Here is a 23,384-nt window from a genome sequence, read left to right as displayed (position 1 = left end):
ACCCGGCCGGGCCGGGTGCGGGGGCAGCCTGTTCGTTGAAAAATGTTGAGATGAAAAGCCCTGCGGGCCGTGCGCCGGACAGGGCGGCAAAACCGCCCGCCCGGGCCCCGGGCCGTCTGGCGGCCGGCTGCTCCCGCTGATGTCTATCTTAACAGATTGAAAAACCAAAATAAATGAACGAACTGTAAAAAACTGCGGATTTTGAAGATAATCAACGCTTTTGGGCGAATTTGTCGGAGCCGTTTTTCGCCCGGCGCGGACAGGGCGCTGCGAAACGGCGGGGTTTGTGTCCCAAACTGGCACAACCCAGTATTCGCCCCCTTTCTCAGCGGGGCAAAGGCTATAATAGTGCCGCACAAGTATATGAGCCGGGCGGGCCGGTCAGAACTGCGGGCGCGCGGCAGGGGCGCGGGCCCCGCGGGCGGCGGGGCCGTCCGCAAAGGGACAAGCCCGGCGCACGGTGAAAGGATGGTTATCAAATTATGGTGGAAAAACTGCGTTCCTCCCGGCTGGCGCAAAACCTGCGGCGGTCGTGGGAACAGGCGCTGCCGATGCTGGTCCAGCTGGCTGTGGCCGGCTTTTCGGCCCTGCTGGCGGGCACCACGCTGTTCGGTGATCTGGCGCCCTTTGGGGTGGCGCTGGTGGCGGGGGTGCCGCAGGGCGGCCTGCTGGCCGCCACGGCGGGCGCGGTGGTGGGCAGCGCCATCAGCCTGCCGTTTTCGATGAGCGGCAAATATCTGGCGGGCCTGCTGGCGGCGGGTGCAGTGCGGCTGCTGCTGACAAAGGTCAGGACCCGGCTGGACCCGGCGGCCGCCTCGTCCCTGTTTGGGGCGGCCGCGCTGCTGGCGGCGCAGGCGGTATACACCCTGCGGCTGGGCGAGGGGCCGCTGGCCGTCTTTAACACCGTTTCCGAGGGGCTGCTCGCCATCGGCATGGCGGTGATGTTCTCCATCGCGCTGCCGCCGCTGGCTGCGGGGCGGCCGCCGCTCTCGCAGCCGGGCGCGGTGCAGGGGGCGGCGGTGATCTGCGCCGGCACGGCGCTGCTGGGGCTGGGGCGCATCTGTCTGCTGGGGGTGAACCTTGGCTGCGCGGCGCTGGGAGTGCTGCTGCTGGCGCTGGCCCTCTCGGGCGCGGGGCGGGCAGCGGTGATGGCGCTGGCCGGGGCCGTCATGCTTTATCTCGGGGCGCCGGCAAATGCCTGGATGGGCCTGGGGCTGGGGGCGGCCGGGTTGGCGGCCGCCGCTTTCCGCGACAGGGGCCGGCCGGCGATGGCGGGCTGCTTTTTCGCCGCCTCCTGTCTGGGCCTGTTCGGCGCGCCCGAGCCGCTGCCCGGGCTGTGGTATCTGGTGGGGGCCGGCGTTTCCGCGCTGGTCTTTCTGGCGCTGCCGGTCTCGGTGCTGGAGCCTGTGCTGGAGCCGGGGGAGAACGCGGTCAGCGAGGCGGTGCTGACCAGCCATGTCTCGGCCCGGCTCTATGCCCTCAGCGACGCGCTGTGCCAGGTGGGCACCACGGTGGAGGAGGTCTGCCGCCATCTGCCCGGCCCGCAGGTCACGCTCAATGACCTGTACGACCGGGTGGCGGAGGGGCCCTGCGCCCAATGCCCGTCCCGCACCAACTGCTGGGTCGCCCACTGCAGCGACACGATGGACGGCCTCACCTCGGTCAAGGAGGCGCTGAGCGCCGGGAGGGAGATCACCAGCGAGACGCTGCCCGGGCCGCTGGCCGCGCTCTGTGTGCGGCCGGCGGTGCTGGCCGGGGCGATCAGCCGGTACTACAGCGATTATCTCACCCGGCGCACCGTGGCCGCCCGCACCGGGGTGCTGCGCAGCGCCCTGACGCAGCAGTATACGGCGGTCGCCGACGCGCTGGGACAGGTGGCGGGCGAGCTGTTTGAGGAGACGGTGCTGGACAACCGGCGCGCGGCCAAAGTGAGCGACCTTTTTTATGCGGTGGGGCTGCCGCCGCTGGACGCGGCGGCGGTGATCACGCGGGACGGGCGCTGCCGCGTAACGGTGAAGACCGGCCGGGCAGGCCTGTCCGACGAAGCGCTGCAGGAGCTCTGCGCCGAGGTTTCCGCCTGCTGCGGGCGCAGGTTCGTCTGTACGCGGCACACCGCCAGAGGCGCTGCGAGCCAGTTTGAATTTTATGAGGCCGCGCCCTATGAAGCGCAGTTCGCCACCGCCGGACGCAGCGCAGCGGGCGGCGTTTCCGCCGACGCGGTCAAGACCTTCTGCGACGTGCGCGGCCGGGCGCACATGATCCTCTGCGACGGCATGGGCACCGGCAAGGCGGCGGCGGTGGACGGGGTGCTGGCCGCCACCCTGAGCCGTCAGCTCATCGACGCGGGCTTTGAGGGCGCGTCGGCCGCCCGCCTGGTAAATGTGGCCCTTTCCCTGAAAGGGGAGGACGCGGGCGCCACCCTCGACCTGCTCACCGTGGACCTTTACACCGGACGCTGCGACCTGTTCAAGGCCGGCGCGGCGCCCACCTATGTGGTAAAACGGGGACGGGCGGTCGCGCTGGCCACCGAAAGCCTGCCCGTGGGCATTTTAGGCGGGGTGGTGGGCCGCAGCGCCCACACCGCGCTGGGGGACGGTTCCCTTGCGGTCATGGTCAGCGACGGGGCGATCAGCGCCGGGGATGAGTGGCTCAAAGCGGAGCTGGAACGCCTGGCGGCCGAAGAGGCAAAGACGGTGGCCGACGCGCTGCTGGAGGGCGCGTCGCGCCGGGAGACCGGCCACCGGGACGATATCACGATCGCAGTGCTGCGGCTGGACCGCCGGGACTGAACCGTGGGAACGGAGGAAAAAGCTGCAAAGCGTCGAGCGCCGTCCCGGCATGGCCGCCGCAGGGGGAGATAGCACCGATGTCCTGCCCGCGGGCAGAAAAGCATCCGCCCCACGGCGGAGTGCCGGAGTAGGAGCCGCGGCCTGTGCGGGCTGTCACGGACGCGCTTTGGATATACGAAAACCCCGGTTTTGCCGGGGTTTTTTGTGTGGCCTGTGCCGGAACAGACGCCGGCGGAGACGCGCGCCTTGATGAAATGACTTTTTCTGTGCGGCCCATCCCGAACGGGCCGCCGCTCCCGGTCCGGCGGGCAGTAAAAAGAGAAAAGCGTGCGCCCTCCGCCGCCGGGGCGCGGAGAAAATAAAAGTTTCACATGTGGGAGATTGACAACATATTCTACGTGATGTAGTATATAACTACTACAAAGTGTAGAAACAACGGCAAAAGCGGATAAAGAGGTGAAAGCGATGAATGCAAAGCTGAGCGCCGCGGAGCTGGAGGTCATGCGGCATGTGTGGGCCGCAGGGGAGCCGGTCACCTGCGAAGCGCTGCGGGCGTCCCTGGCGGGCGAGCGGGAGTGGAAGACCACCACGGTGCTGACCTTTTTGTCCCGCCTGGCCGATAAGGGGATGCTCACCGTCACCAAGCGGGGGCGGGCCAACCTTTACGCCCCGGCCGTGACCCGGGGGCAGTACGAGGGCAGCGAGACGGCGCAGTTCCTGGAGGAGATGCACGGCGGAAACGTCAAGCGGATGGTGGCGTCGCTGTGCGAGGCAGGGCGGCTTGCGCCCGGCGAGCTGGAAGAGCTGCAGGCCTGGCTGGAAGAGCAAAGGGGAGGGGGGCGCGGATGATGCGGGTCTTTTTTGACTGGCTGCTGCCCGCCTCGCTGGCAGGCGGCGCCTGTGCGCTGCTGCTGTTCGCGGCGCGCCCGGCCTTTGTGCGGCTGGGCGCGGCAAAGCTGCAAAAGGCGCTCTGTCTGGTGCCGCTGGTGCTGTTCTGTGTGCTGTTGCCGCTGCCCCGCAGCAGCGGCGCGGCTGCAGTGCCGGCGGTGGGGCCGGTGCGCCAGGTCGCGGACAGCCCCCTGCCCGCGCCGGTGGCGCAGGCGGCCGAGGTCTACCGTGCGGCCGTGGAGGCCCCCGCGGCGGGCCGGGCCGTCTTTTCATGGCAAAAGCTGACGGTACTGATCTGGCTGGCCGGTGCGGCGGCGCTGCTGTTGCTGCTGCTGGCGGATTATCTGGCCTTTGTCCGCGCGGCCGCGCGGCAGAGCGCCGCCCCGCAGGATGGGGGGCTGGAACAGCTCTATCGCAGCGTGGCCGACGGCCTGGGGCTGCAGGGATGCCGGCTGCCCCGGCTGCGCGTCTCGTCCCGGGTGGGCGGGCCCATGCTGCTGGGCCTGCTGCGCCCGGTGATCCTGCTGCCCGAGGGCCTGCCGCAGGACGACGATCTGCGCTATGCGCTGGCGCACGAGCTCTGCCACTGGCGGGCGGGGGACGTGGTCTATAAATGGGCCGCCCTGCTGGTGGCGGTCCTGCAGTGGTACAATCCCGCCGCCTGGCTGCTGCGGCGCCTGGTGGAGCAGAGCTGCGAATGCGCCTGCGACGCGGCGGTGACCCGCAGTTTTTCAGCGCGGGAAAAGATTGCCTATGGCGCGGCTCTGCTCCGCTTTCACGCCGCGCGCGCCCCTGCGCCGGCAAGCGGCTTTTCCGCCGCCGGGCGCAGCCTTAAAAGGAGGCTTTTGATGCTGATGGAAAAGAATACGCAGGCCCCCGGCCGCCGCGTGCTGGCGGTGCTGCTGGCAGCGGCGGTGACGACGGGCGGCGCGCTCACCTCCTGCGCCGCTTCCGGCATGGGGGAGAGCAGTTCGGCCCCTGTCTCGATCAGTGCCCCAGGGGAAGGCGCCTCTTCCGCCGCGGCGGGCGCGGGTCTTTCCTCCCCGCAGGCGGAAAAGCTGTTGTTCCCGATCGCCGAGGGGTATAAGGGGATGAGCCGTGGTTTTGCGGGGCCGCAGGAACACGGCGGCGCGGACCTGCGCGCCGAGAGCGGAAGCGAGATCCTGGCCGTCCAGGCGGGCACGGTGGAGGACGCCGGGACGGATGAGGAAAACGGCCTTTATGTGCTGCTGGATCACGGCGGCATCAAGACCTTTTACGCCCATTGCGACGAGCTGCGGGTGGAAGCGGGCCAGACGGTGGAGCAGGGCCAGGTGATCGCCACCGTGGGCAATACGGGCATGTCCACCGGCCCGCACTGCCACTTTGAAGTCCGCCTGGACGGCGCGCCGGTGGACCCGGTCCCCTATCTGGAGCAGCAGCCGGCCGAGACCGCGCCTGCAGAGGGCACGCTCGCGTTCCCGGTAGGCGAGGGTTATGGACATTTTCAGCGCGGGTTTACCGGGGCGGAAGAACACGCCGGGATCGACCTTGCGGCGGCCTACGGCACCTCGATCTATGCGGCGCAGGGCGGCGTGGTCACCTATGCCGACACCACGGCGTCCGGCTACGGCATCCACGTCATCATCGACCACGGCGGCGGGGTGCAGACCCTCTATGGCCAATGCAGCGGCCTTGCGGTCAGCGCGGGCCAGGCGGTCAGCCAGGGCCAGGTGATCGCCTATGTGGGCAACACGGGCGATTCCACCGGCGATCACTGCCATTTTGAGGTGAGGGTGGACGGCGTGCAGACCGACCCGGTGCGCTGGTTTGGCGAAGAGATACAGACCGCTTACGGCCTGACGGCGGACCAGAGCTCCGCGCAGGCGGCGGAATAGTAAAAAGACCGGGCGTCCGCGCCCGGTTTTTCGGTGAAAGAGGCGGTCGGCGGCGGCCCGTTTCCTGGCGGCGGCCTGGAAGATATTGCTGTTTGCCGCTCTTTGAAAATGTCTCAAAACAGCTGCAGAACAAAAAAAGAGACGAAAAGAATCGACAGCCTTCCGCTTGACTTTCCGGCCCGCTCCATTATAATTGTATTTGTGTCATGCATCACAGTTTCATGCGGGGGGAAGTAAAGTTTGATCTATGTCTGCGAGAACTGCAAATTCCTGTTCGAGCGGCAGGGCGAGGTGTTCCACTGCCCCGGCTGCGGCAGCGCCCACATCCGCCCCGCGGATGAAGAGGAACAGCGGCAGTACATAAAGAACAGGGAGAGGGCCAGATAGGCCCTCTTTTTTTGTGTCCGGCGCGGCTTTTGGCGCAAAATTCGGCTTGTCTGGGGCGGGGGCGGGTGGTACAATAAGACCAGAAAAATACCGCCCACGCCGGCGGAAAGAGAGACAAAGGGGTTTTACAGGATGAAATACACCATTGGCATCGACCTGGGCGGCACCAACATCGTGGCCGGGCTGGCGGACGAACAGTACCGGCTGCTCGACAAGGCGGCGGTCAAGACCCAGCCGGAAAAGGGCTTTGACTATATCACCGACAATATGGCGCGGCTGGTGGACACCCTGCTGCAGCGGGCAAAGCTCACCCCTGCCGACGTGGGCAGCATCGGCATCGGCAGCCCCGGCACCCCGGACAAAGAGACCGGCAGCATTATCTTTTCCAACAACCTGAACTGGCACGACGTGCCCCTGGCCGCCGCCGTGCGGCAAAAGACCGGCATCCGCACCTGGGTGGCCAACGACGCGGACTGCGCGGCGTTGGGCGAGTTTGTCGCGGGCGCCGCGGCGGAAAACACGTCGATGGCGCTGATCACCATCGGCACGGGGGTGGGTAGCGGCATCGTCATGGACGGCAAGCTGTTCTGCCCCGCGGGCTCCAGCGCGCCCGAGCTGGGCCACACCACCCTGATCTGCGGCGGCGAGTCCTGCACCTGCGGGCGCAACGGCTGCGCCGAGGCCTACATCAGTTTCACTGCGCTCATCCGGGACGGCAACCGCGCCGCGGACGCCCATCCCGACAGCATGCTGGCAAAGCTGCGCCGGGAGGGACAGGCCCTCAACGGCAAAAACATTTTTGACTGCGGCAAGGCGGGGGACCCGGTCGCCAAAGAGCTCATGGACCGCTTTATCGAGTACATGGGCCAGTTTCTGGCCAATGTGGCCAACAGCTTCGGGGTGCGGGCCATCGTGGTCGGCGGCGGCATCAGCAAAGAGGGCGACTGGCTCTGCCGCCGCCTGAGTGAGATCGTGGTGCGCGAAATGTTTGTGGGCGAAAAATTCGCCCCGGTCATCCGCATGGCGGCGCTGGGCAACGACGTGGGCGTCATCGGCGCCGCCGCGCTGGAACAGTACCGCTGAGACCGCCGCGGCCCGGCGGGCGCTGTAAAAAGAGCGGCGGTCCCGGGCCGCGCACAAAACACGGCTTTTGAGGGGAGAGGACGCGGGCGTCGTCCTCTCCTTCTCTTTTGTCCCCACACAAAAGCGCCGCTTCCGTGTCCCGGAAGCGGCATTTTTTTGTGCGGAGGCGCCGGGCCAGACGGCGCTGGAAAAGCGGGAGAAGAGGGGCCCCGCGCGCTGTTCCTCCGCGCTGGTGTGGTCCCCGCAGTGCTGACCGCCCCGGCGCCGGTCCTCTTTTTCAAAATTTTACGCTGCAGGCTGCCCGCGGGGGACCGCTGGAAAGCGCGTGAGAAGCGGGACCTGCGCGCCATCTGACCGCGCGCAGGTGCGTCTCTGCGGCGCAGGCAGGCGGGGGATGGAGCACACCGCAAACCGAAAAGGGGGAGCGGCGCTTGGGCCGAGCAAGCGGCCCGAGAAGCTTTTTGCCTCGGCCTGAAACAGGGCGGCCAGGCCGGACAAGCGGCCCGCAAAAACCCTTTGCCCCGGCCCGGCCCCAGACGGGGTGGGCCGCGCACCGGGCCCGGCAAGCCGCCGAAAGACCTGTTTGCACGGCGGCAGTGCGGACGCAGACGCCCCGGACGCCGGTCCGCTGACAAAAAACGACCGCCCCGCCGGCAGCTTCGCCGGGCAGGAACGGTCGTTTTTGAGGAAGGGCGCTGGTCTGTGCGCCCTCCTTTTCTGCGCGGATACTTTTTGCCCTGCTGCCCCGCGGGCGCAAGGAGGGCCCGCCGGCGCGCGCCTCTCAGGCCAGGGCGGTTTTCAGATCCGCGATCAGGGCCTCCACGTCCTCTTCCCGGGTGGCCCAGCTGCACACAAAGCGCACCGCCTGCATGCCGTCCTCGGGGGTGCCCCAAAGCTCGAAGCCATAGCGCGGGCTCAGTTTTTCCACAGCGGCCAGGGGCAGGATGGGGAAGATCTGGTTGGTGGGAGAGGGGGCCACAAAGCCGCAGCCCGCGGCGGCAAAGGCGGCCGCCAGCTTCTGCGCCATGGCGTTGGCGTGCCCGGCCAGCTTAAAATAAAGCCCGTCCCGCAGCAGCGTCTCAAACTGCAGCCCCAGCAGCCAGCCCTTGGCCAGCATGCCGCCCCGCTGTTTCATGATATGGCGGTAGCCGTCTTTCAGCGCCGGGTTGTTCACCACCACGGCCTCGCCCATCAGCATGCCGTTTTTTGTGCCGCCCAGATAAAAGGCGTCCGTCAGCGAGCCGATGTCCTCCAGCGTCAGGTCGTTTTCCGCGCAGGCAAGGGCGCTGGCCAGACGGGCGCCATCCAGGTAAAGGTACAGCCCCAGCTCATCGCAGACCTGCCGCAGGGCGGCGAGCTCGGCCTTTTTGTAGACCGTGCCCACCTCGGTGGAATCGGAGATAAAGACCAGCCGGGGCTGCACCATGTGCTCGTCGGTGTGGGCCAGCGCCACCTGCCGCACCAGGTCCGGCGTCAGCTTGCCGTCCGGGGCGGGCACGGTGCACACCTTGTGGCCGGCAGCCTCGATGCTGCCCGCCTCATGGACGGCGATATGCCCGCTCTCCGCCGCGATGGCCGCCTGATGGGGGCGCAGGAAAGCGGTCAGGCTGATGAGGTTGGCCGGGGTCCCCCCGACGAGAAAATGAACGTCCGCGCCGGGGCAGCCCGCAAGCGCGCGGATGCGCGCCGCCGCCGCCGCGCAGTGCCCGTCCATGCCGTAGCCCGGGTTCTGTCGCAGGTTTTCGTCCGCCAGCGCGGCCAGGATCTCCGGGCAGGCGCCCTCGCTGTAGTCGTTGTTGAAGCAGATCATGCTTCCCCATCCCCTCTCTTTTTGCAGAAATATGAAAATCGGTCCGTTGGTATTCGATATGATGATTATAGCACGGCGGCGGGGCTGTGAGAAGAAAAAGGTTTGCGGCCTGCCGCCCCGGCGCGGCGCGTTGCAATGCCGCGCCCCGGTGTGCTACAATAGCAGGGATAACGGCCTTTCCGCGCAAGGCGGCGCGGCGGGCGGGAAGAACAAATCAGACAAGAGGTATTCAGGCTATGGACTACAGTTCCCTTGGCATCAAAGAGGAGATCCAACAGGCCATCGACAAGATGGGCTTTACCGAGCTGACCGAGGTGCAGGAAAAGGCTATCCCGCTCATGCTTGCAGGCAGGGACGTGGTGGCAAAAGCCCCCACCGGCACCGGCAAGACCTGCGCTTTCGGCGTGCCGCTCATCCAGGGCATCGACCCGGCACTGGCAAAACCGCAGGCGCTGGTGCTCTGCCCCACCCGCGAGCTCTGCCTGCAGATCACAGAGGAGCTGGGCAGCCTGACGGCCTTTCTGCCCGGCATCCGCACCGCGGCGGTCTACGGGGGCCAGCCCATTGAAAAGCAGATCCGCAGGCTGAAAGAGGGGGTGCAGATCGTCGTGGCCACCCCGGGCCGCATGCAGGATCACATGGACCACCGCACCATCGACGTGCGCGGCATCGCCGCCGTGGTGCTGGACGAGGCGGACGAGATGCTGGACATGGGCTTTTACCGCGACGTGATGAAGATCGTCGATCATCTGCCCGCCCGCAGGCACCTGCACATGTTTTCGGCGACCATCTCCCGCGAGGTGATGGATATCAGCTGGAAATATCAAAAGAACCCGGAGGAGATCACGGTGGAGCCGGTGGAGGAAAGCGCGCCCCGCATCGACCAGTACAGCCTGCTCACCACCGGCCGCAACAAGCTGGCGGACATGACCGAGATCATGGTCCGGCACGGCTATACCCGGGCCATGGTGTTCTGCAACACCAAATATGCCACCGAGGCGCTCTGCAACCAGCTCATCGGCCTCAATTTCAAGGCTGAGTGCCTGAACGGGGATATGCCCCAAAGCGAGCGCAATAAGATCATGGGGCGCTTCCGCGCCGGGGATGTGGACGTGCTGGTGGCCACCGACGTGGCTGCCCGCGGCATCGACGTGTCGGACGTGCAGGTGGTGTTCAACTACGATCTGCCCCAGACCAACGAGTATTATCTGCACCGCATCGGCCGCACGGGCCGGGCGAAAAAAGAGGGGGTCAGCTTTCTGCTCTACACTGCCGAGGATAAAAAACGGGTGCGCGAGATGATCCGCTACACCCAGAGCGAGGTCACCGAGGTGCGCCTGCAGTTCGGCAAGCTGGTGGAAGTGCAGCCCAACCCCTGGTCCGCCGGGGGCATCCGGGTGCTGTACAGCAATTGAGAGGGGGAAAGACGATGAGCAAAAACGGAGAGCGCGCCTATGCCCTGTTCTGCGAGGGGTATAACTGCGCCCAGTCCACCTTTGCGGCTTTTTGCGGGGAGATGGGGCTGGAAGAAAAGACGGCGCTGCGGCTGGCCAGCGGCCTGGGCGGCGGCGTGGGCCGCCAGAGAGAGGTCTGCGGGGCCATCACCGGCATGACGATGGCCGCCGGGCTGCTGCGCGGGTACCACACGCCGACCTCCGGGCCGGAAAAGACGGAGACTTATGCCATGGTGCAGCAGCTTTGCGCCGCGTTTCGGGAAAAGCACGGCAGCATCATCTGCCGCGAGCTGCTGGGGCTGGACAGGGCGGAGGGCAGCCCCCAGGCGTCGCCCCGCACGCCGCAGTATTATCACGACCGCCGCTGCGGCGAGTTCTGTCGGGATGCGGCCGACCTGCTGGCCGACTTTCTGGCGCAGGCCGCAGCGCAGGAATAAAAATGCAGGCCGCCCGGCCATGGTCCGGGCGGTTTTTTGCGCGCGGCGGCCGGCCGCGCAGAGCAACAGCGGCGGAGAGAGACTTCTGCGGGCGGTTGACAGCCGTCTGCGGGCATGCTATGATAGGGCCATAAATTCTGAGATGGGAAGTGGGAAGATGCGCAAATAACATCCTTTTGACCGCTCATGGGTACGCGGGCTGCGCTTTGGCGCGGCCGGGCGGCGCATGGCAGAAAAGGGATCGTTATTCCGCATCTTTCCGTTTTTCAGAGCGCTGCCGGGCCACAGGTCCGTGCGGCTTTCTGAAAAAAGGCGCGCTTTGGCGCGCCCGGTAAAGCCGCGGGAGGGTCCCGCGGCTTTTTTTATTGGACCGGGCGGCGGCGCGCAGCCCCCTAAAAAAGAGTTCCGCTGCAAAGCGGGCAAGGCGCTTTTCCGGCCGGCGCGCTGGCGCAGGAGCACAGCTGCCGGCTGCGCAGGCGGGACGCCCGTTTCCGGCCGGCGGCAAAAAGCCGTCCCGCCGCGCGCCGCTGCAGAACAGGGAGGTACTATGTCTCAGATAAAGATCGAACATCTGCACTACACTTATGAGGACGGGTTTGAGCCCGTTTTCCGCGACGTGTCCCTGACGCTGGACACCGACTGGCGTTTGGGGCTGGTGGGCCGCAACGGGCGGGGAAAGACCACGCTGCTCCGGCTGCTGAACGGCGAACTGGACAGCGCCGGCGCGATCCGCGCTTCGGTGCGCTTTTCCTATTTTCCGTTTTCGCTGCCGCCGGGCGCGCAGCAACAGCCCGCGCTGTCGGCCGCAAAAGAGGCCGTGGCCCCCTTTGCGGCCATGGAGCGGCGGATGGAACAGCTGCTGGCCCGCGGGGACCCGCAGGCCCTGGCGGAGTACGGCGAGCTGGAGGGGGAGTATGCGGCGCTGGACGGCTATACCATCGACGCGCTGCTCACCCGCGAGGCGGCGCGCCTGGGCGTGGGGGAGGACGCGCTGTCCCGCCCCTTTTCGAGCCTTTCCGGCGGCGAGCGGGTAAAGCTGCTGCTGGCTGCCCTGTTTTTGCGCAAAAATAATTTTCTGCTCATCGACGAGCCGACCAACCATCTGGACCTGCAGGGGCGCGCGCTGCTGGGGCGCTATCTGGCAGGCAAACGGGGCTTTTTGCTGGTGAGCCATGACCGCGCCCTGCTGGACGCGGCGGCGGATCACATCCTGTCCATCAACCGGGCGGACCTGGAGCTGCAGCAGGGCAACTATTCCAGCTGGAAAGAGAACCGCGACCGGCGCGACGCCTGGGAACAGGCGCGGGACGAGCGCCTGCGGGGCGAGATCCGGCGCATGGAGGAGGCAGCCGCCCGCACCGCGGACTGGGGCCGCGCGGTGGAATCCACCAAATACGGCACCCGCAACAGCGGCCTGCGGGTCGACCGGGGCTACATCGGGGCAAAGGCGGCAAGGATGATGCAGAGCGCGAAAAACCTGCAGAACCGGCAGGCCCGCGCGCTGGAGGAAAAGCGGTCGCTGCTGCAGAATCTGGAAGAGGAAGCGCCGCTGAAGATCGGGGCCTTGGCCTGCGGCCAGCGCCGGCTGCTGCGGGCGGAAAAACTCACGGCAGGCTATGGGGCTGCGCCGCTTTTTGCGCCGCTGGACTTTGAGCTGGAACAGGGAGAGCGGCTGGCCCTCACCGGCCCCAACGGCAGCGGCAAAACCACGCTGCTGCGTCTGCTGGCCGGGCAGGATGTGCGGCATACCGGCCTTTTGTGGCGGCAGAGCGGGCTGACCGTGTCGGTGGTGCCGCAGGACACCGGCGGCCTCCGCGGCCACCTGCGGGACTGGCCCCGGGCCCACGGGCTGGAGCCGTCCCTCTTTTTCGCCATCCTGCGCAAGCTGGGGTTTGAGCGCAGCCAGTTTGAACTGGACGCTGCCCGCTGTTCGGACGGGCAGAAGAAAAAGCTGCTGCTGGCGGTGAGCCTGGCCAGGCCGGCCCATCTGTATCTCTGGGATGAACCGCTCAACTATCTGGATGTGACCTCCCGCGAGCAGATCGAAGAGCTGCTGCTCACCAGCGCGGCCACCATGATCTTTGTGGAGCACGACGCCCGCTTTGTGGAGCAGGTGGCCACCGGCAGGATAGAGCTGCACCGCATCGGCTCCTGACAAAGCGCAAAACCTCAGGCACAGCGGCCGATGCTGCAAGTTTGCCGGGGGCAAACTTGGAATGCTTTTCATTCCGCTTTTGACAAAGCGCAAAACCTCAGGCACAGCGGCCGATGCTGCAAGTTTGCCGGGGGCAAACTTGGAATGCTTTTCGTTCCGCTCCTGACAAAGCGCAAAACCTCAGGCACAGCGGCCGATGCTGCAAGTTTGCCGGGGGCAAACTTGGAATGCTTTTCGTTCCGCTCTTGACAAAGCGCAAAACCTCAGACACAGCGGCCGATGCTGCAAATTTGCCGGGGGCAAACTTGGAACGCTTTTTCTCACCGGCCGCCGTGCGGCGGTCCAGCCGCAAAGCACGTCGTTTTTTTCGGCACGCGCAGCAGTAAAACCCGGCAGCGGCACTGCCGGGTTTTTCCTTTAAAAAGGAAAAAGCTTTTTGTGCGCAAAAAACTTATCCCCGCAGCCCGGTCTATTGCGGTGCTGCGCCCCGGGACCAAAGCGGCGGCTCGGCGCCTCTGCCACGGGCAGTTGTTTTGACCGCGCGCAGCGCCGGTGTCTCCGGCGCTGTATACCTCTGCCGCAGAGGGCGTTCGGGAACGGGAAGATGGGGCGGCAATATCGCGTGAGAGGGAAAACCCGGCGGGGCGATACCTGCCGGGTTTTTATTGCTTTCTTTCAAAAAACAACTTATCTTGATGGCCTTGCCCTCGCCGCTTACGCGGCAACCGGGAGGATGGTCAAAAAAACAGCCTGCGGCTATTTTTTATTGCTGCGCAATAAAAAACAACTTATCTTGATGGCCCCGCCCTCGCCGCTTGCGCGGCAACCGGGCGGATGGCCAAAAAAACAGCCTGCGGCTGTTTTTTATGTCTCTTCTTCTGCAGAAAAAAACTTCTCGCGTCCCTGGTACTCGCTTTTGACGATCTCGTACATGTCTTCCGGGCTTTCTCTGCACCCGGTCTGCAGCCACAGCTTGATGATTCTCGTGATCCCGCTTTTGAAAAATTCCATATGGTATTCAATGAAATGGTTCTGGAAATGCCGGCGCGCAAGCTCGGTATCATAAGTGAAGATCTTATAGTTATCGTCATACCCCAGCTTGAAATAGGTCTGATAAAAAATCTGGTTGTCCCTGATGTGGCGGAACAGCTTCAAATAATCGTTGCTGTTGAACCCCTGTGCGATCTCGCTTTGATACAAGCTGGACAAATTGTTTTCCAGCTTGTCCCGTATGGAATCTGCCAGCCCATAGATATCCGCATAGTTTGCATAAAAAGTCGTGCGGTTCACTCCGGCCCGCTTGCAGAGCTCCGATACCCTGATCTCCGCCAGCTCTCTGGTTTGCAGCAGGTCGACAAAGACCTTTTCCATCCGTTCCATCGATTCTTTTTTTCGTTTGTTGTTCGGCGTATTCATAAAATTTTCCTTTATCTCAACACCTAGCTGTAAATTGATGATTGTTTTGGGCTGTCACAGAAAGTATACTCTATTCAGATTAAAACAACAACTGTTGTTTTAATAAAAAATTCAGGAGGCGTATGAGATGAAAAAAAGCAGTTTTGTCGCAATGATACTGGGGACCATAAGCGGGGTGCTGTTCGCTTTGGGGATGTGCATGGCCCTCATCCCGGAATGGGGCGCATTCAAGCCGGGGGTCGTGTTCGGCGGCACGGGGCTGCTGCTCGCCCTGCTCACACTGCTGGTGTGGAGAAAACTGGAGCATAAGGCCCCTGTCCGCTTTTCCGGAAAAGCGGTTTTGAGCATTGCGGTGGGGATCATCGGCGCGTTGGCCCTGGGCGTCGGGATGTGCTTTAGTATGGTATGGAACAAAATGGCTGCGGGCATCGCACTGGGCCTGGTCGGCATTGTGATCCTGCTTTGCCTGATCCCCTTGACGAAAGGGATAAAGGAGTGAAAGCGGCCCGGCTGTTTCTCTTCCGGCTTTTCGGAACGGAAACGGCCCAAAAGCTTATCGGCGATCAGCGCCGCCGCACGGTGCTGCCGGCGGCTGCTGCATTTGTGCTGAACCTGTGTTATGCCCTTTATCACGGGGTGCTGGGGGCCGTGAATCTGTCGCTGTGGTTTGCGGCAATGTGCGCTTTTTATGGGATCTTAGCCGTCACGCGCCTTTTTGCCGTTCTGTGCGGGGGCAGGCGGGACCCCGGCACCTGCGCGGATGCCGAGTACTTTGTCCTGAAATTGTCCGGCATATTATTGGCTGCGCTGAGCTTTGTCCTGATCGCGGTCGTTGCTGTCAGCCTGACGCAGAACATTGCGGTCAAACACGATGAGATCGTGATGATAATCATTGCGGCCTATACCTTTGCCAAAATCACCAGGACGGTCGTGAAAGCGGCCGGGCAGCGCAAGAACACTTCTCCCCTGACTGCGGCGCTCTGCGGCATCAGCTGCGCCGAAGCCGCGGCATCCGTTTTGACCCTGCAGCGCTCTATGCTCGTTTCTTTCGGCGCCATGAACGCCCGGGAAAGAGACCTGATGGATCTGCTCACCGGCGCCGCTGTCTGCTTGTTTATATTGATCTTGGGAGCTCTCATGACGAGCAAGGGAATAAAGAAAGGAATCACGAAAGATGGCAAAATCAAAACTCGTACAGGCAAATGAAAAAATCGCAAAAGCTGTGACAGAGGGGTTTTCCAAAATCGAAAACGGCGTGGTGGCCGGGTACACAAAAATTGAGGACAGGTTTGTCGACGCGTACCTCACAAAAGAGGGGGAGACTGTAGTTGAAGCAAAAGAAAAGCTGCGGCAGGAACAAGCGCAGCGGCGGCAGAGCAAATAGCGCGGTTTCCTGAGGCCCGGGGGATAAGCAATAAAAAACAGCCGCAGGCTGTTTTTTAATAGCCATGTGGCCTGTCCTCAGGCCACGGCGAATGGAAATAAGTTGGTTTTTATTGCGCAGCAATAAAAAACAGCCGCAGGCTGTTTTTTCGGCCATTCGCCCGGTTGCCGCGTAAGCGGCGAGGGCAGGGCCAATCAAGATAAGTTGGTTTTTATTGCGGAGCAATAAAAAGCAGCTGCAGGCTGTTTTTTAATAGCCATGTGGCCTGTCCTCAGGCCACGGCGAATGAAAATAAGTCGTTTTTTATTGCGGAGCAATAAAAAACAGCCGCAGGCTGTTTTTTCGGCCATTCGCCCGGTTGCCGCGCAAGCGGCGAGGGCGGGGCCATCAAGATAAATTGTTTTTTAATAGCCACGTAGCCTGTCCTCAGGCCACGGCGAATCAAAATAAGTCGTTTCACCGCCGTCCTGGTCAGGCCGCTGCGAAAAGCGGCCGGGACCAGAGTTTTAGCGGCTCTGCAGCGGTCCTGGACAGAAAAAACCCGGCAGCGCGGCTGCCGGGTTTTTTGTTTGACGGATGCTGTGATCTTTGCCCTCCCGCCCACAGGGGAAAGACGGGGACAGGCGCAAGAGCGGCTATGGACCGCAGCAGAGGGGCTGTTTTTCCGGGATGCGGCCTCCCTTTATTTCTTTTTGGGGGCAGCGGGTTTCTTTTCCGCTTTCGGGGCCGCAGCTGTGGCAGACGCCGTTTTCGCAGCGGGCGCCGCGGTTTTTGCGGCCTCGGCCTTAGCGGGCGTTTTCTTTGCCGGGCTCTTTTTGGCCGCGGGGGCTTCCTCCGCCTTTGCGGCGGCCGTCTTGGCCGCAGGCTTTTTGGCCGGGGCAGCCTTCTTCGCCGCCGGCGCTTTTTTGGCAGCCGGCTTTTTTGCGGGGGCCTTTTTGGCGGCGGGCTTCTCCGCTGCAGGGGCGGCGCTTTCCGCTTCCGCCTTGGCGGGCAGGGCGGTGATGACCCATTTCTGGTTGTCGCCGTCCACGTCCTCCCAGATCTGGATGTTGGCGCCGTTGACCGCGTTCATCCCAACCACGTCCAGGCATTTGCCGCCCAGCTTGGATTTGATCTTGTAGCAGCCGTCGCCGGCGGCCTCAATGGCCCACAGCTGGTTGTCCGCGCCGACGAAATCCCACTGGTGGACCCAGGCGCCGTCCTGCGTGCCGCCCACCGTGATATCCACGGCCTTTTCCGAATGCTTGCAGATGATCTTGTAAAAGCCGCTGCCGGCCTCGATGATCTTCCACTGCTGGCTCTCGGCGCCGGCGTCGTCCCACAGCTGGATAAGACCGCCGTTCTCCAGGTTGAAATCAGCGACCTCCAGCACTCTGCCGGTGGTCTTGGCGGCGATGGTATAGTATCTATTGGAAACAAATTCGGTTTTTGCCATATTGCAACACTCCTTTGGAGTCGACTATATACCAAAGCGGGACGGGCAGTCAAGCGCTCTGCGGCCACTTTTGGCGGTTTGCATAAGCCTGAAAAATCCCGCTTTCCGTATTTGTACAGATGGGCAATGTGAAAAATGTCAAAAAAGCACAAGATTACAGGGAGGTTACAAACCGCTTTCGGCGGCGCGGGCGTGCGGCGGGCCCTGCGCCGCCGAAAGCGGGAGGAAAGTCCCGCCCCGCGCGGGGCAGGAAAGCCGTTTTCAGCCGGGCCCGCCCTGCGGGCGGAAAGACGTCCTCTCCGCGTGAAAGATATACTGCTGCGCCACACCCGCGCAGTCCCGGGCGCAGAGCGGCATCCCGCGCGGAAAACGGCGGGCCATGGCGCGCTTCATCCAGACGTCCATCGGGCACACCTCCGCCCGCTCAAGGCCGTACAGCAGCACGCAGTCCGCCACCTTGGGCCCGACCCCGCGGATGGTCATCAGCAGTGCGCGGGCCTCCGGGGTGGCGAGGCGGGCCAGCTTCTCCCGCCCCACCTCGCCCGAAGCGACTTTCCGGGCGGCGTCCAGCAGGTAATCTGCGCGCCAGCCGGCGCGCAGAAAGGCCAGCTCTTCCACCGTGCGGTCCGCAAGATCGCACGGCAGCGGAAACGCGCGCCCCCCGCCCGCCAGCGGCGCGCCAAAGCCCTCGCACAGCCGCGCCACGATGCCGGTGATGCGGGGGATATTGTTGTTCTGGCTGATGATAAAGGTGAGCAGCACCTCGAAAAAATCCTGGTGCAGCACCCGGATGCCGGGGGCGCAGCGGATGCACTCCGCCAGGCGTTTGGAGCGCTGTAAGCGCCGCTGCAGTGCGGCATAGTCCTCATCAAAGGCAAAATAGTGCAAAAAAAGGGGAACGTCGCTTTCTTCCAGGCCTGTCAGCAGCACCGTGCCGTCCTGCCGCTCGCGCAGGGTGAGGGCGCGTCCGTGGGCGATGCCCTCAAAACCGTCCGCCGTCTGCCGCCAGCGGAAGCACTGGCCGCAAAAAAGGGTCTCGGCGGCCGAGAAAGGCCCGTCCGGGCGCACTGCCAGCTCCCCATTTTCATAGCGCCACTCCACAGGGCAGCCCTCCTCCCGCAAAAGGTGTTTTTGGCATCGCCAGTATAGCACAAAGGACGAAAGAGGGGAAGCGGGAGGAGCCGTGAAAAAAGGAAAGGTCGCGCCGCGCGGGCCGCTTTTGCCCGCCGCCCGGCGTCCCGGGCAGACGCGGCGCCCGCGGCAGCCCCCGGCATGCGGAGCGGCCGGCGGTCTGCGCAGCCCGGCGCGGCCGGTCCGCAGAAACAGCACCCCGGCCCGCGCCGGGGACGCCCTGCAGGCGGAAAGCCGAAAGCGGGACTTTTTGCGTTCCCACTGTGCCGGAGAGTAAAAAATTTGATAAATTTACCAGTCGAAAAACAGCACAATTACCATCTTGACAAAAAATTTTTAACAACCGGTTTTGTGGAGAGTTTTCAACAGCGTGTGGAAAACCCTGTTTAAAAACCCCCTCTCAACAGGCTGTTTTGGGGCTTTCAAGGCCGTTTGTCCACAGTTTCAACAGGGTTTTCAACATTGGACAAGGGGAAAAGGAGGGGGAAAGGCCGATAAACTCTTTGTATAATCCCGCGTGCGGGGCGCAAGATTTTAAGTCTTGACAAGTTTTTCCTCCCGCATACAGCCTGGTTCCCCGGCGCTTTCCACCCGCCGTAGGGCCGCTGTTCCGCCTGTTTAAGGGAGGGGAGGCCGGTCCATACTGGAGGGGAGAGCGACGAAAGGGGAGACGGGGTATGAAAGGCGTCAACAAAAAGGTGATCGAGATCAACGAGCCCGAGAGCGAGTACATTGAAAAGGTGCTGGTCTTTCTGCGCCAGAAAGACGGCCACGTCAACGTGGCGCGCGCGCGGCAGGAAGCGGAGGGGTATGTCAACACGCTGGTCTGCTGGCGGCGGCTGCCCCTGAATCTGCCGCCGAAAAAGCTGCTGCTGGCCGGCGGCCTGTGCCTGCTGGCGGTGGCGGCGGTGGTGGCGGGCATCCTCCTGCTGTGAGCGGCGGCGCGCCGCGGCAAAGAGAATTTTTGGACATGCCTCCCAGGCGGTGGAAATGCTGTGTGAAAGTTGCTATAATGTACAATATATATGGCATCGGGCGGCGCGGGGAGCAAGATCTCCCCAGCGGCCCGCAGCGGGAGGCATGCATGGAACAGGCACAGAACACGGTCGTATACGGCAAAAACGCAGTGACAGAGCTGCTCAAAAGCGGCGGCGGGGTGGACACGGTCTATCTCGCCGACGGCATGGCGCCAGCCGCCGCGTCCTACTATACCGCACTGGCAAAAGAGGCGGGCGCGGCGGTCAAGCGCGTACATACGGCAAAGCTGCGCGCGCTTTGCGGCACCGACAGCCACCAGGGGGTGGCGGCCTTCGCCAGCGCGGTGGAATACGCGTCGCTGGACGACCTGCTGGCGCTGGCGGCCCAGCGGGGCGAGGACCCCTTCCTGCTGCTGGCGGACGGGGTGGAGGACCCCCACAACCTGGGCGCCATGATCCGCACGGCGCTGCTGGCCGGGGCGCACGGCATCGTCATACCCAAGCGCGGCGGCGCGCAGGTCACCCCCATCGTGGCCAAGACCTCGGCGGGGGCCAGCATGGTGCTGCCCATCGCGCGGGTGGCCAACATCGGCGAGGCGGTGCGGAGGCTGAAAGAAAAAAACGTCTTTGTCTATGGGGCGGATATGGCGGGGCGGGCCATGGGCGGCCAGGACCTCACCGGCCCCATCGCCCTGGTGGTGGGCAGCGAGGGCAGCGGCGTCTCGCCGCTGGTGAAGCGCCTGTGCGACGGGCTGGTCAGCCTGCCCATGAGCCCGCACCGGGCGGGGGTGGACAGTCTGAACGTCTCGGTGGCGGCAGGGGTTTTGATGTATGAGGTCGTGCGCCAGCGCGGCGGCTTGGACAGAGAATAAGACATAGCGCAGCAGACAGGGAGGCAGACCCAGTTGGAACATAAAAACGACAGTGTCGACGAGATCCTCAAACAGCTGAAAGGCGGCCGTTCGTCGGCGGAGGCCGCGTCTTTCTCGGGGGACGAAGTGGATGATATCCTGAACAGCCTGGGGCTGGAGCCGCCGAAAAAAGCGCCGGCCCGGCCGCAGGGCCAGACGCAGGTGCTGGCGCCCTCGGCGGAGGAGCTGGCCCCAAAGGCCGGCCCGGACCGCCCCGCCCCCGCGCCGCGGGAGGCCGGCCGGGCGCAGCAGCCCCCCGCCCCGTCCCCGCAGGAAAAAAAGCGGGCGGCCGCACCGGCGCAGGACGGCACGGTGGAATACATCCGCCCGGACAGGCCCGCCGCCCCGCGCGCGCCCCTGGACGACGGCGGCGAGTTCGTGCGCACCTCGCCGGACATTTTCAGCGGCGAAAAGATCGATCGCCTCAGCCACGCGGACGAGCTGATCGACGAGGAGTTCTATAAGTTTTTCACGAAGTCCGTGGTGGTGGACAAAGCGGAGATCGACCGCCGCATGAAAGAGGAAAAGCGCAGAAAGAAAAAGGAGAAAAAAGCGCGGCGCGGGCTGTTTTCTTTCCTGCGCGCGGAAGAGGAAGAAGAGGAAGAGGAAGAGGACGACGGCGGGGAGCTGTACGGCGCACAGGAGCTGCCGCCGGAAGAGCGGCCGGTCCCCGGCGATATCTTCGCCGCCGCCCCCGAGCAGGAGCTGCCGCCCATCCGCCGGCAGCAGACCCCCATCCCCGCAGCCCCGGCGGCGGACGAGCCCCCGCGCCCGCGGGCGGCCGCCGCGCAGCAGGAGGCCCCCGGCGCCCCGGAAAGGGAAGAGGGCCCCATCACTGAAATGCCCCCCGCCGCGCCGCGCCCCGTGCAGGCGCCCGCGCCGGAAAACGAGCCCCGGGCCGCAGCGGCGGACAGCGCCCCTGCCGGGACGCCCGCGGGGGAAACTGCCCCCGCAGAGGAGTTTTCCCCCGCCGGAGACCTGTCGGAGGAGGAGGGCGGCAGCGCCACCCGCGTGTTTGACACCGTGCCCGAGCTGCCGGTGACGCCCGCGGGGGAGGATGCGGAAGAAGAGCCCGCCCCCCGCCACAGCATTTTTGCCGGTTTCGGGTCGGAGGAGGGGCCGGACGAGGAGCCCGAGGAGGAGGAGGAAGAGGAGGAGATCGAGGACTACGACTCCCCCTCCGACGCGCCGACGGTGCAGGCGGACCTCAAGAGCCTGCGCACCAGCCTCAACCTGCGGCTGCTGGTCACCGCCATCCTGGGCGTGATCACCCTCTATCTGTCCCTGTCGGCCACTTTTCCCTCGCTGCCCATGATCCCGGCCATCGCGCCGGCGGGGCAGCCGCTGTTCTATCTCATCGCCAACATCGTGCTGCTGCTGGTGGCCATGGTGGTCAACTACAACACCATCGCCAGCGGCCTGTCTTCCATCTTTTCGTCCCCCAGCCCCGACCTGCTGCCCTCGCTGGCGTCGGTCGCGGCGCTGGCGCAGTGCGCCGTGTTCCTCACCGGGGCGGAAAAATTCGGGGCGTCAAACTATACCGTCTTTGCCGGGGTGGCGGTGCTCTGCCTTGCGGGCAATACTTTCGGCAAATGCATCACCGCCCGTATGGTGGCGGAAAACTTTGAGATGGCGAGCTCCGGCTTCGACCACGCCGCCGCCTACCAGGTGACGGATGAGGAACTGGTGAAAAAAGTCACCGACGGCCTGGGCGAACCCGACCCCCATCTGCTGGTGAGCCGCCCCACGGCACTGGTGCGCGGTTTTCTGCGGCAGAGCTTTTCCGAGCACCGCAGCGACCGGCTGGCCAAATGGCTGGGCCTGGCGGGCCTGGCGGGCGGCCTGGCCTGCGCGGTGATCGCCGGCGTGCTCACCAAAGAGCCGTTCACCGCCATCTCCTGCTTTGCGGGCGCGGTCTGCCTGGCGGCGCCGCTCTCCTCCACGCTGGTGGGGGCCATCCCCGCCGGCCTGATGCAGGCCAGCGCCGCCCGGGTGGGCGCGGTGGTGCCCGGCCCCAGCGCGGTGGAGGACCTGAAAAACACCAACGTGGTGCTGGTGGGCGCGCGGGACCTGTTTCCCCCCTCCACCGTGCGGCTGCGCGGCATCAAGACGTTCCAGAAAGAGCGCATCGACCTTGCCATCCTCTATGCGGCCAGCATTTTGGTGGAGGGGTGCGACACCCTGCGGGACATCTTTCTGGGCGTGGTCGAGGGCAAGCGGGACATGCTCTACCCGGTGGAAAATCTGGTCACCGAGGTGGGGTACGGCTTTTTGGGCTGGATCGACAACAACCGGGTCATCGTGGGCAGCCGCGAGATGATGACCCACCACGACGTCGAGATCCCCTCGATGGATTATGAAAAGCGCTACACGGGAGAGGACAAACAGCCCATCTATCTGGCGGTGGCCGGGCGGCTGTTCGGGATGTTCCTGGTCAGTTACGGGCCGGACGAGGATATGGCCGAGACGGTGGAGGAACTGCGCCACGCGGGCATCTCGCTGCTGGTCAAGTCCAGCGATTTCAATATCACCAGCGAGCTGGTGGCGGGCTGCTACGGCGTCAGCCCCGAAAATGTAAAGGTGCTCTCAGGCGCCGAGCTCACCGCCCTCACCCCCTCGCTGTCCTATCTGCCGGAAAGCGAGGGCGTGATGACCCACATCGGCAGTTTTTCGTCCTTTATCGGCGGCCTGCGCGCGGCCATCGCCGCTGCCGGTGCCGAAAAGGCCGCAGGCATCGTGCAGACCGCAGCGGTGGTGCTGGGCATCCTGCTGGGGCTGCTGCTTTCGGTGACCACGGGCCTGGGCAGCCTGTCCGCGCTGGCGGTGCTGCTGTACCAGTGCGCATGGCTTATCCTGGTGATCGCGGTGCCGCTGATGAAGCGGTATTGAAGCGGCATGGATGCGGGCCTGAACGGCTGGCCCGCGTCGCCAGCAAAGGGCGGGCAGGCCAGCCGCCGCAGGGGCGTTTGCCGCTGTCTGCGGGCGGTCCCGGCGCTTGCCCTGCGCGGGCACGATCGTGATGAAAACCGGCTCCGGAACGTTTTCCGGGGCCGTTTTTTTGCCTCTCAGCGTCGATTTTCAGCGGGATACTTGTGCAAAATGAACAAATAAACCGGCTTGAATTCTCTTGTCAGTCGGTGGTTTTTTACAGATTACCGCTTTCAAAACAGATTTTGATGTGGTAAAATTCTGATATGATTCGTGTCGGCGCGCACCGCCGGCGCAGGTTTGAAACCAGAGAAACTGCCGG

Annotated in this window: 18 protein-coding genes; 14 read left to right on the top strand and 4 right to left on the bottom strand. The window is 64.4% G+C overall.

What is annotated here, in order from left to right; all coding sequences use genetic code 11:
- Positions 1–482: 482 nt before the first annotated feature.
- The 5 genes from H8S23_RS04905 (at position 483) to H8S23_RS04885 (ending at position 7,024) form a co-directional block, all read left to right on the top strand.
- Positions 483–2,789 (top strand): PP2C family protein-serine/threonine phosphatase, encoded by a 2,307-nt coding sequence (locus H8S23_RS04905; RefSeq protein WP_186887161.1) that lies wholly within the window; start codon positions 483–485, stop codon positions 2,787–2,789.
- Between the two features lie 465 nt (positions 2,790–3,254).
- Positions 3,255–3,638, top strand: a complete 384-nt coding sequence (locus H8S23_RS04900) for a BlaI/MecI/CopY family transcriptional regulator (RefSeq protein ID WP_186887160.1) — start codon at positions 3,255–3,257, stop codon at positions 3,636–3,638.
- Positions 3,635–5,554 carry a peptidoglycan DD-metalloendopeptidase family protein gene (locus H8S23_RS04895; protein WP_186887159.1) on the top strand — a complete coding sequence of 640 codons (1,920 nt, stop codon included), beginning with the start codon at positions 3,635–3,637 and terminating at the stop codon, positions 5,552–5,554. Before H8S23_RS04900 ends, H8S23_RS04895 begins: the two co-directional genes overlap by 4 nt.
- A 240-nt stretch (positions 5,555–5,794) precedes the next feature.
- The gene (locus H8S23_RS04890; RefSeq protein WP_186887158.1) at positions 5,795–5,941 is read left to right on the top strand and encodes a hypothetical protein; all 147 of its coding nucleotides are present in this window, start codon (positions 5,795–5,797) and stop codon (positions 5,939–5,941) included.
- 132 nt (positions 5,942–6,073) lie between these two features.
- On the top strand, positions 6,074–7,024 hold the full coding sequence (locus H8S23_RS04885; RefSeq protein ID WP_186887157.1) for an ROK family protein: 951 nt from the start codon (positions 6,074–6,076) through the stop codon (positions 7,022–7,024).
- A gap of 781 nt (positions 7,025–7,805) precedes the next feature.
- Here H8S23_RS04885 and H8S23_RS04880 read toward each other — a convergent pair.
- Entirely contained in the window at positions 7,806–8,834 is a 1,029-nt protein-coding gene (locus H8S23_RS04880; protein WP_186887156.1) for a threonine aldolase family protein, read from the bottom strand.
- A gap of 236 nt (positions 8,835–9,070) precedes the next feature.
- Between H8S23_RS04880 and H8S23_RS04875 the strand changes: the two genes are divergently transcribed.
- The 3 genes from H8S23_RS04875 to abc-f all read left to right on the top strand — a co-directional run bounded on the left by H8S23_RS04875 (position 9,071) and on the right by abc-f (position 12,880).
- Positions 9,071–10,249, top strand: coding sequence for a DEAD/DEAH box helicase (locus H8S23_RS04875; RefSeq protein WP_186887155.1), 1,179 nt, complete (start codon positions 9,071–9,073; stop codon positions 10,247–10,249).
- A 14-nt stretch (positions 10,250–10,263) separates the two neighbouring features.
- Positions 10,264–10,725, top strand: a complete 462-nt coding sequence (locus H8S23_RS04870; protein ID WP_186887154.1) for a C-GCAxxG-C-C family protein — start codon at positions 10,264–10,266, stop codon at positions 10,723–10,725.
- 547 nt (positions 10,726–11,272) lie between these two features.
- On the top strand, positions 11,273–12,880 hold the full coding sequence (gene abc-f / locus H8S23_RS04865; protein WP_186887153.1) for a ribosomal protection-like ABC-F family protein: 1,608 nt from the start codon (positions 11,273–11,275) through the stop codon (positions 12,878–12,880).
- Positions 12,881–13,744: 864 nt separating this feature from the next.
- Here the strand turns inward: abc-f and H8S23_RS04860 are convergent.
- Positions 13,745–14,296, bottom strand: a complete 552-nt coding sequence (locus H8S23_RS04860) for a TetR/AcrR family transcriptional regulator (RefSeq protein WP_186887152.1) — start codon at positions 14,294–14,296, stop codon at positions 13,745–13,747.
- A gap of 127 nt (positions 14,297–14,423) precedes the next feature.
- On the opposite strand from H8S23_RS04860, the gene H8S23_RS04855 reads away from it, so the two are divergent.
- Genes H8S23_RS04855 through H8S23_RS04845 form a run of 3 tightly spaced genes read left to right on the top strand, consistent with a single transcriptional unit; the run spans position 14,424 to position 15,680 of the window.
- Positions 14,424–14,795: a hypothetical protein gene (locus tag H8S23_RS04855; RefSeq protein WP_186887151.1), complete on the top strand. Its 372-nt coding sequence runs from the start codon at positions 14,424–14,426 to the stop codon at positions 14,793–14,795.
- Positions 14,792–15,502, top strand: a complete 711-nt coding sequence (locus tag H8S23_RS04850; protein WP_186887150.1) for a hypothetical protein — start codon at positions 14,792–14,794, stop codon at positions 15,500–15,502. Before H8S23_RS04855 ends, H8S23_RS04850 begins: the two co-directional genes overlap by 4 nt.
- Positions 15,471–15,680, top strand: a complete 210-nt coding sequence (locus H8S23_RS04845) for a hypothetical protein (protein ID WP_186887149.1) — start codon at positions 15,471–15,473, stop codon at positions 15,678–15,680. Before H8S23_RS04850 ends, H8S23_RS04845 begins: the two co-directional genes overlap by 32 nt.
- Positions 15,681–16,362: 682 nt before the next feature.
- Here H8S23_RS04845 and H8S23_RS04840 read toward each other — a convergent pair.
- On the bottom strand, positions 16,363–17,115 hold the full coding sequence (locus H8S23_RS04840; RefSeq protein ID WP_186887148.1) for an RICIN domain-containing protein: 753 nt from the start codon (positions 17,113–17,115) through the stop codon (positions 16,363–16,365).
- Positions 17,116–17,376: 261 nt separating this feature from the next.
- Positions 17,377–18,216 (bottom strand): DNA glycosylase, encoded by an 840-nt coding sequence (locus H8S23_RS04835; protein ID WP_186887147.1) that lies wholly within the window; start codon positions 18,214–18,216, stop codon positions 17,377–17,379.
- Positions 18,217–18,923: 707 nt separating this feature from the next.
- On the opposite strand from H8S23_RS04835, the gene H8S23_RS04830 reads away from it, so the two are divergent.
- The 3 genes from H8S23_RS04830 (at position 18,924) to H8S23_RS04820 (ending at position 23,023) form a co-directional block, all read left to right on the top strand.
- The gene (locus H8S23_RS04830; protein WP_186887146.1) at positions 18,924–19,181 is read left to right on the top strand and encodes a hypothetical protein; all 258 of its coding nucleotides are present in this window, start codon (positions 18,924–18,926) and stop codon (positions 19,179–19,181) included.
- Between the two features lie 149 nt (positions 19,182–19,330).
- Positions 19,331–20,095: a 23S rRNA (guanosine(2251)-2'-O)-methyltransferase RlmB gene (rlmB, locus tag H8S23_RS04825; RefSeq protein WP_186887145.1), complete on the top strand. Its 765-nt coding sequence runs from the start codon at positions 19,331–19,333 to the stop codon at positions 20,093–20,095.
- Positions 20,096–20,128: 33 nt separating this feature from the next.
- Positions 20,129–23,023 (top strand): hypothetical protein, encoded by a 2,895-nt coding sequence (locus H8S23_RS04820; RefSeq protein WP_186887144.1) that lies wholly within the window; start codon positions 20,129–20,131, stop codon positions 23,021–23,023.
- Positions 23,024–23,384: the final 361 nt, after the last annotated feature.

Origin of the sequence: Anaerofilum hominis (assembly GCF_014287275.1) — a bacterium.
In the GTDB taxonomy this organism is placed as follows: domain Bacteria; phylum Bacillota; class Clostridia; order Oscillospirales; family Ruminococcaceae; genus Pygmaiobacter; species Pygmaiobacter hominis.
Note: the sequence above shows the minus strand (reverse complement) of the source record. Positions and strands in the feature narration are given on the sequence as shown.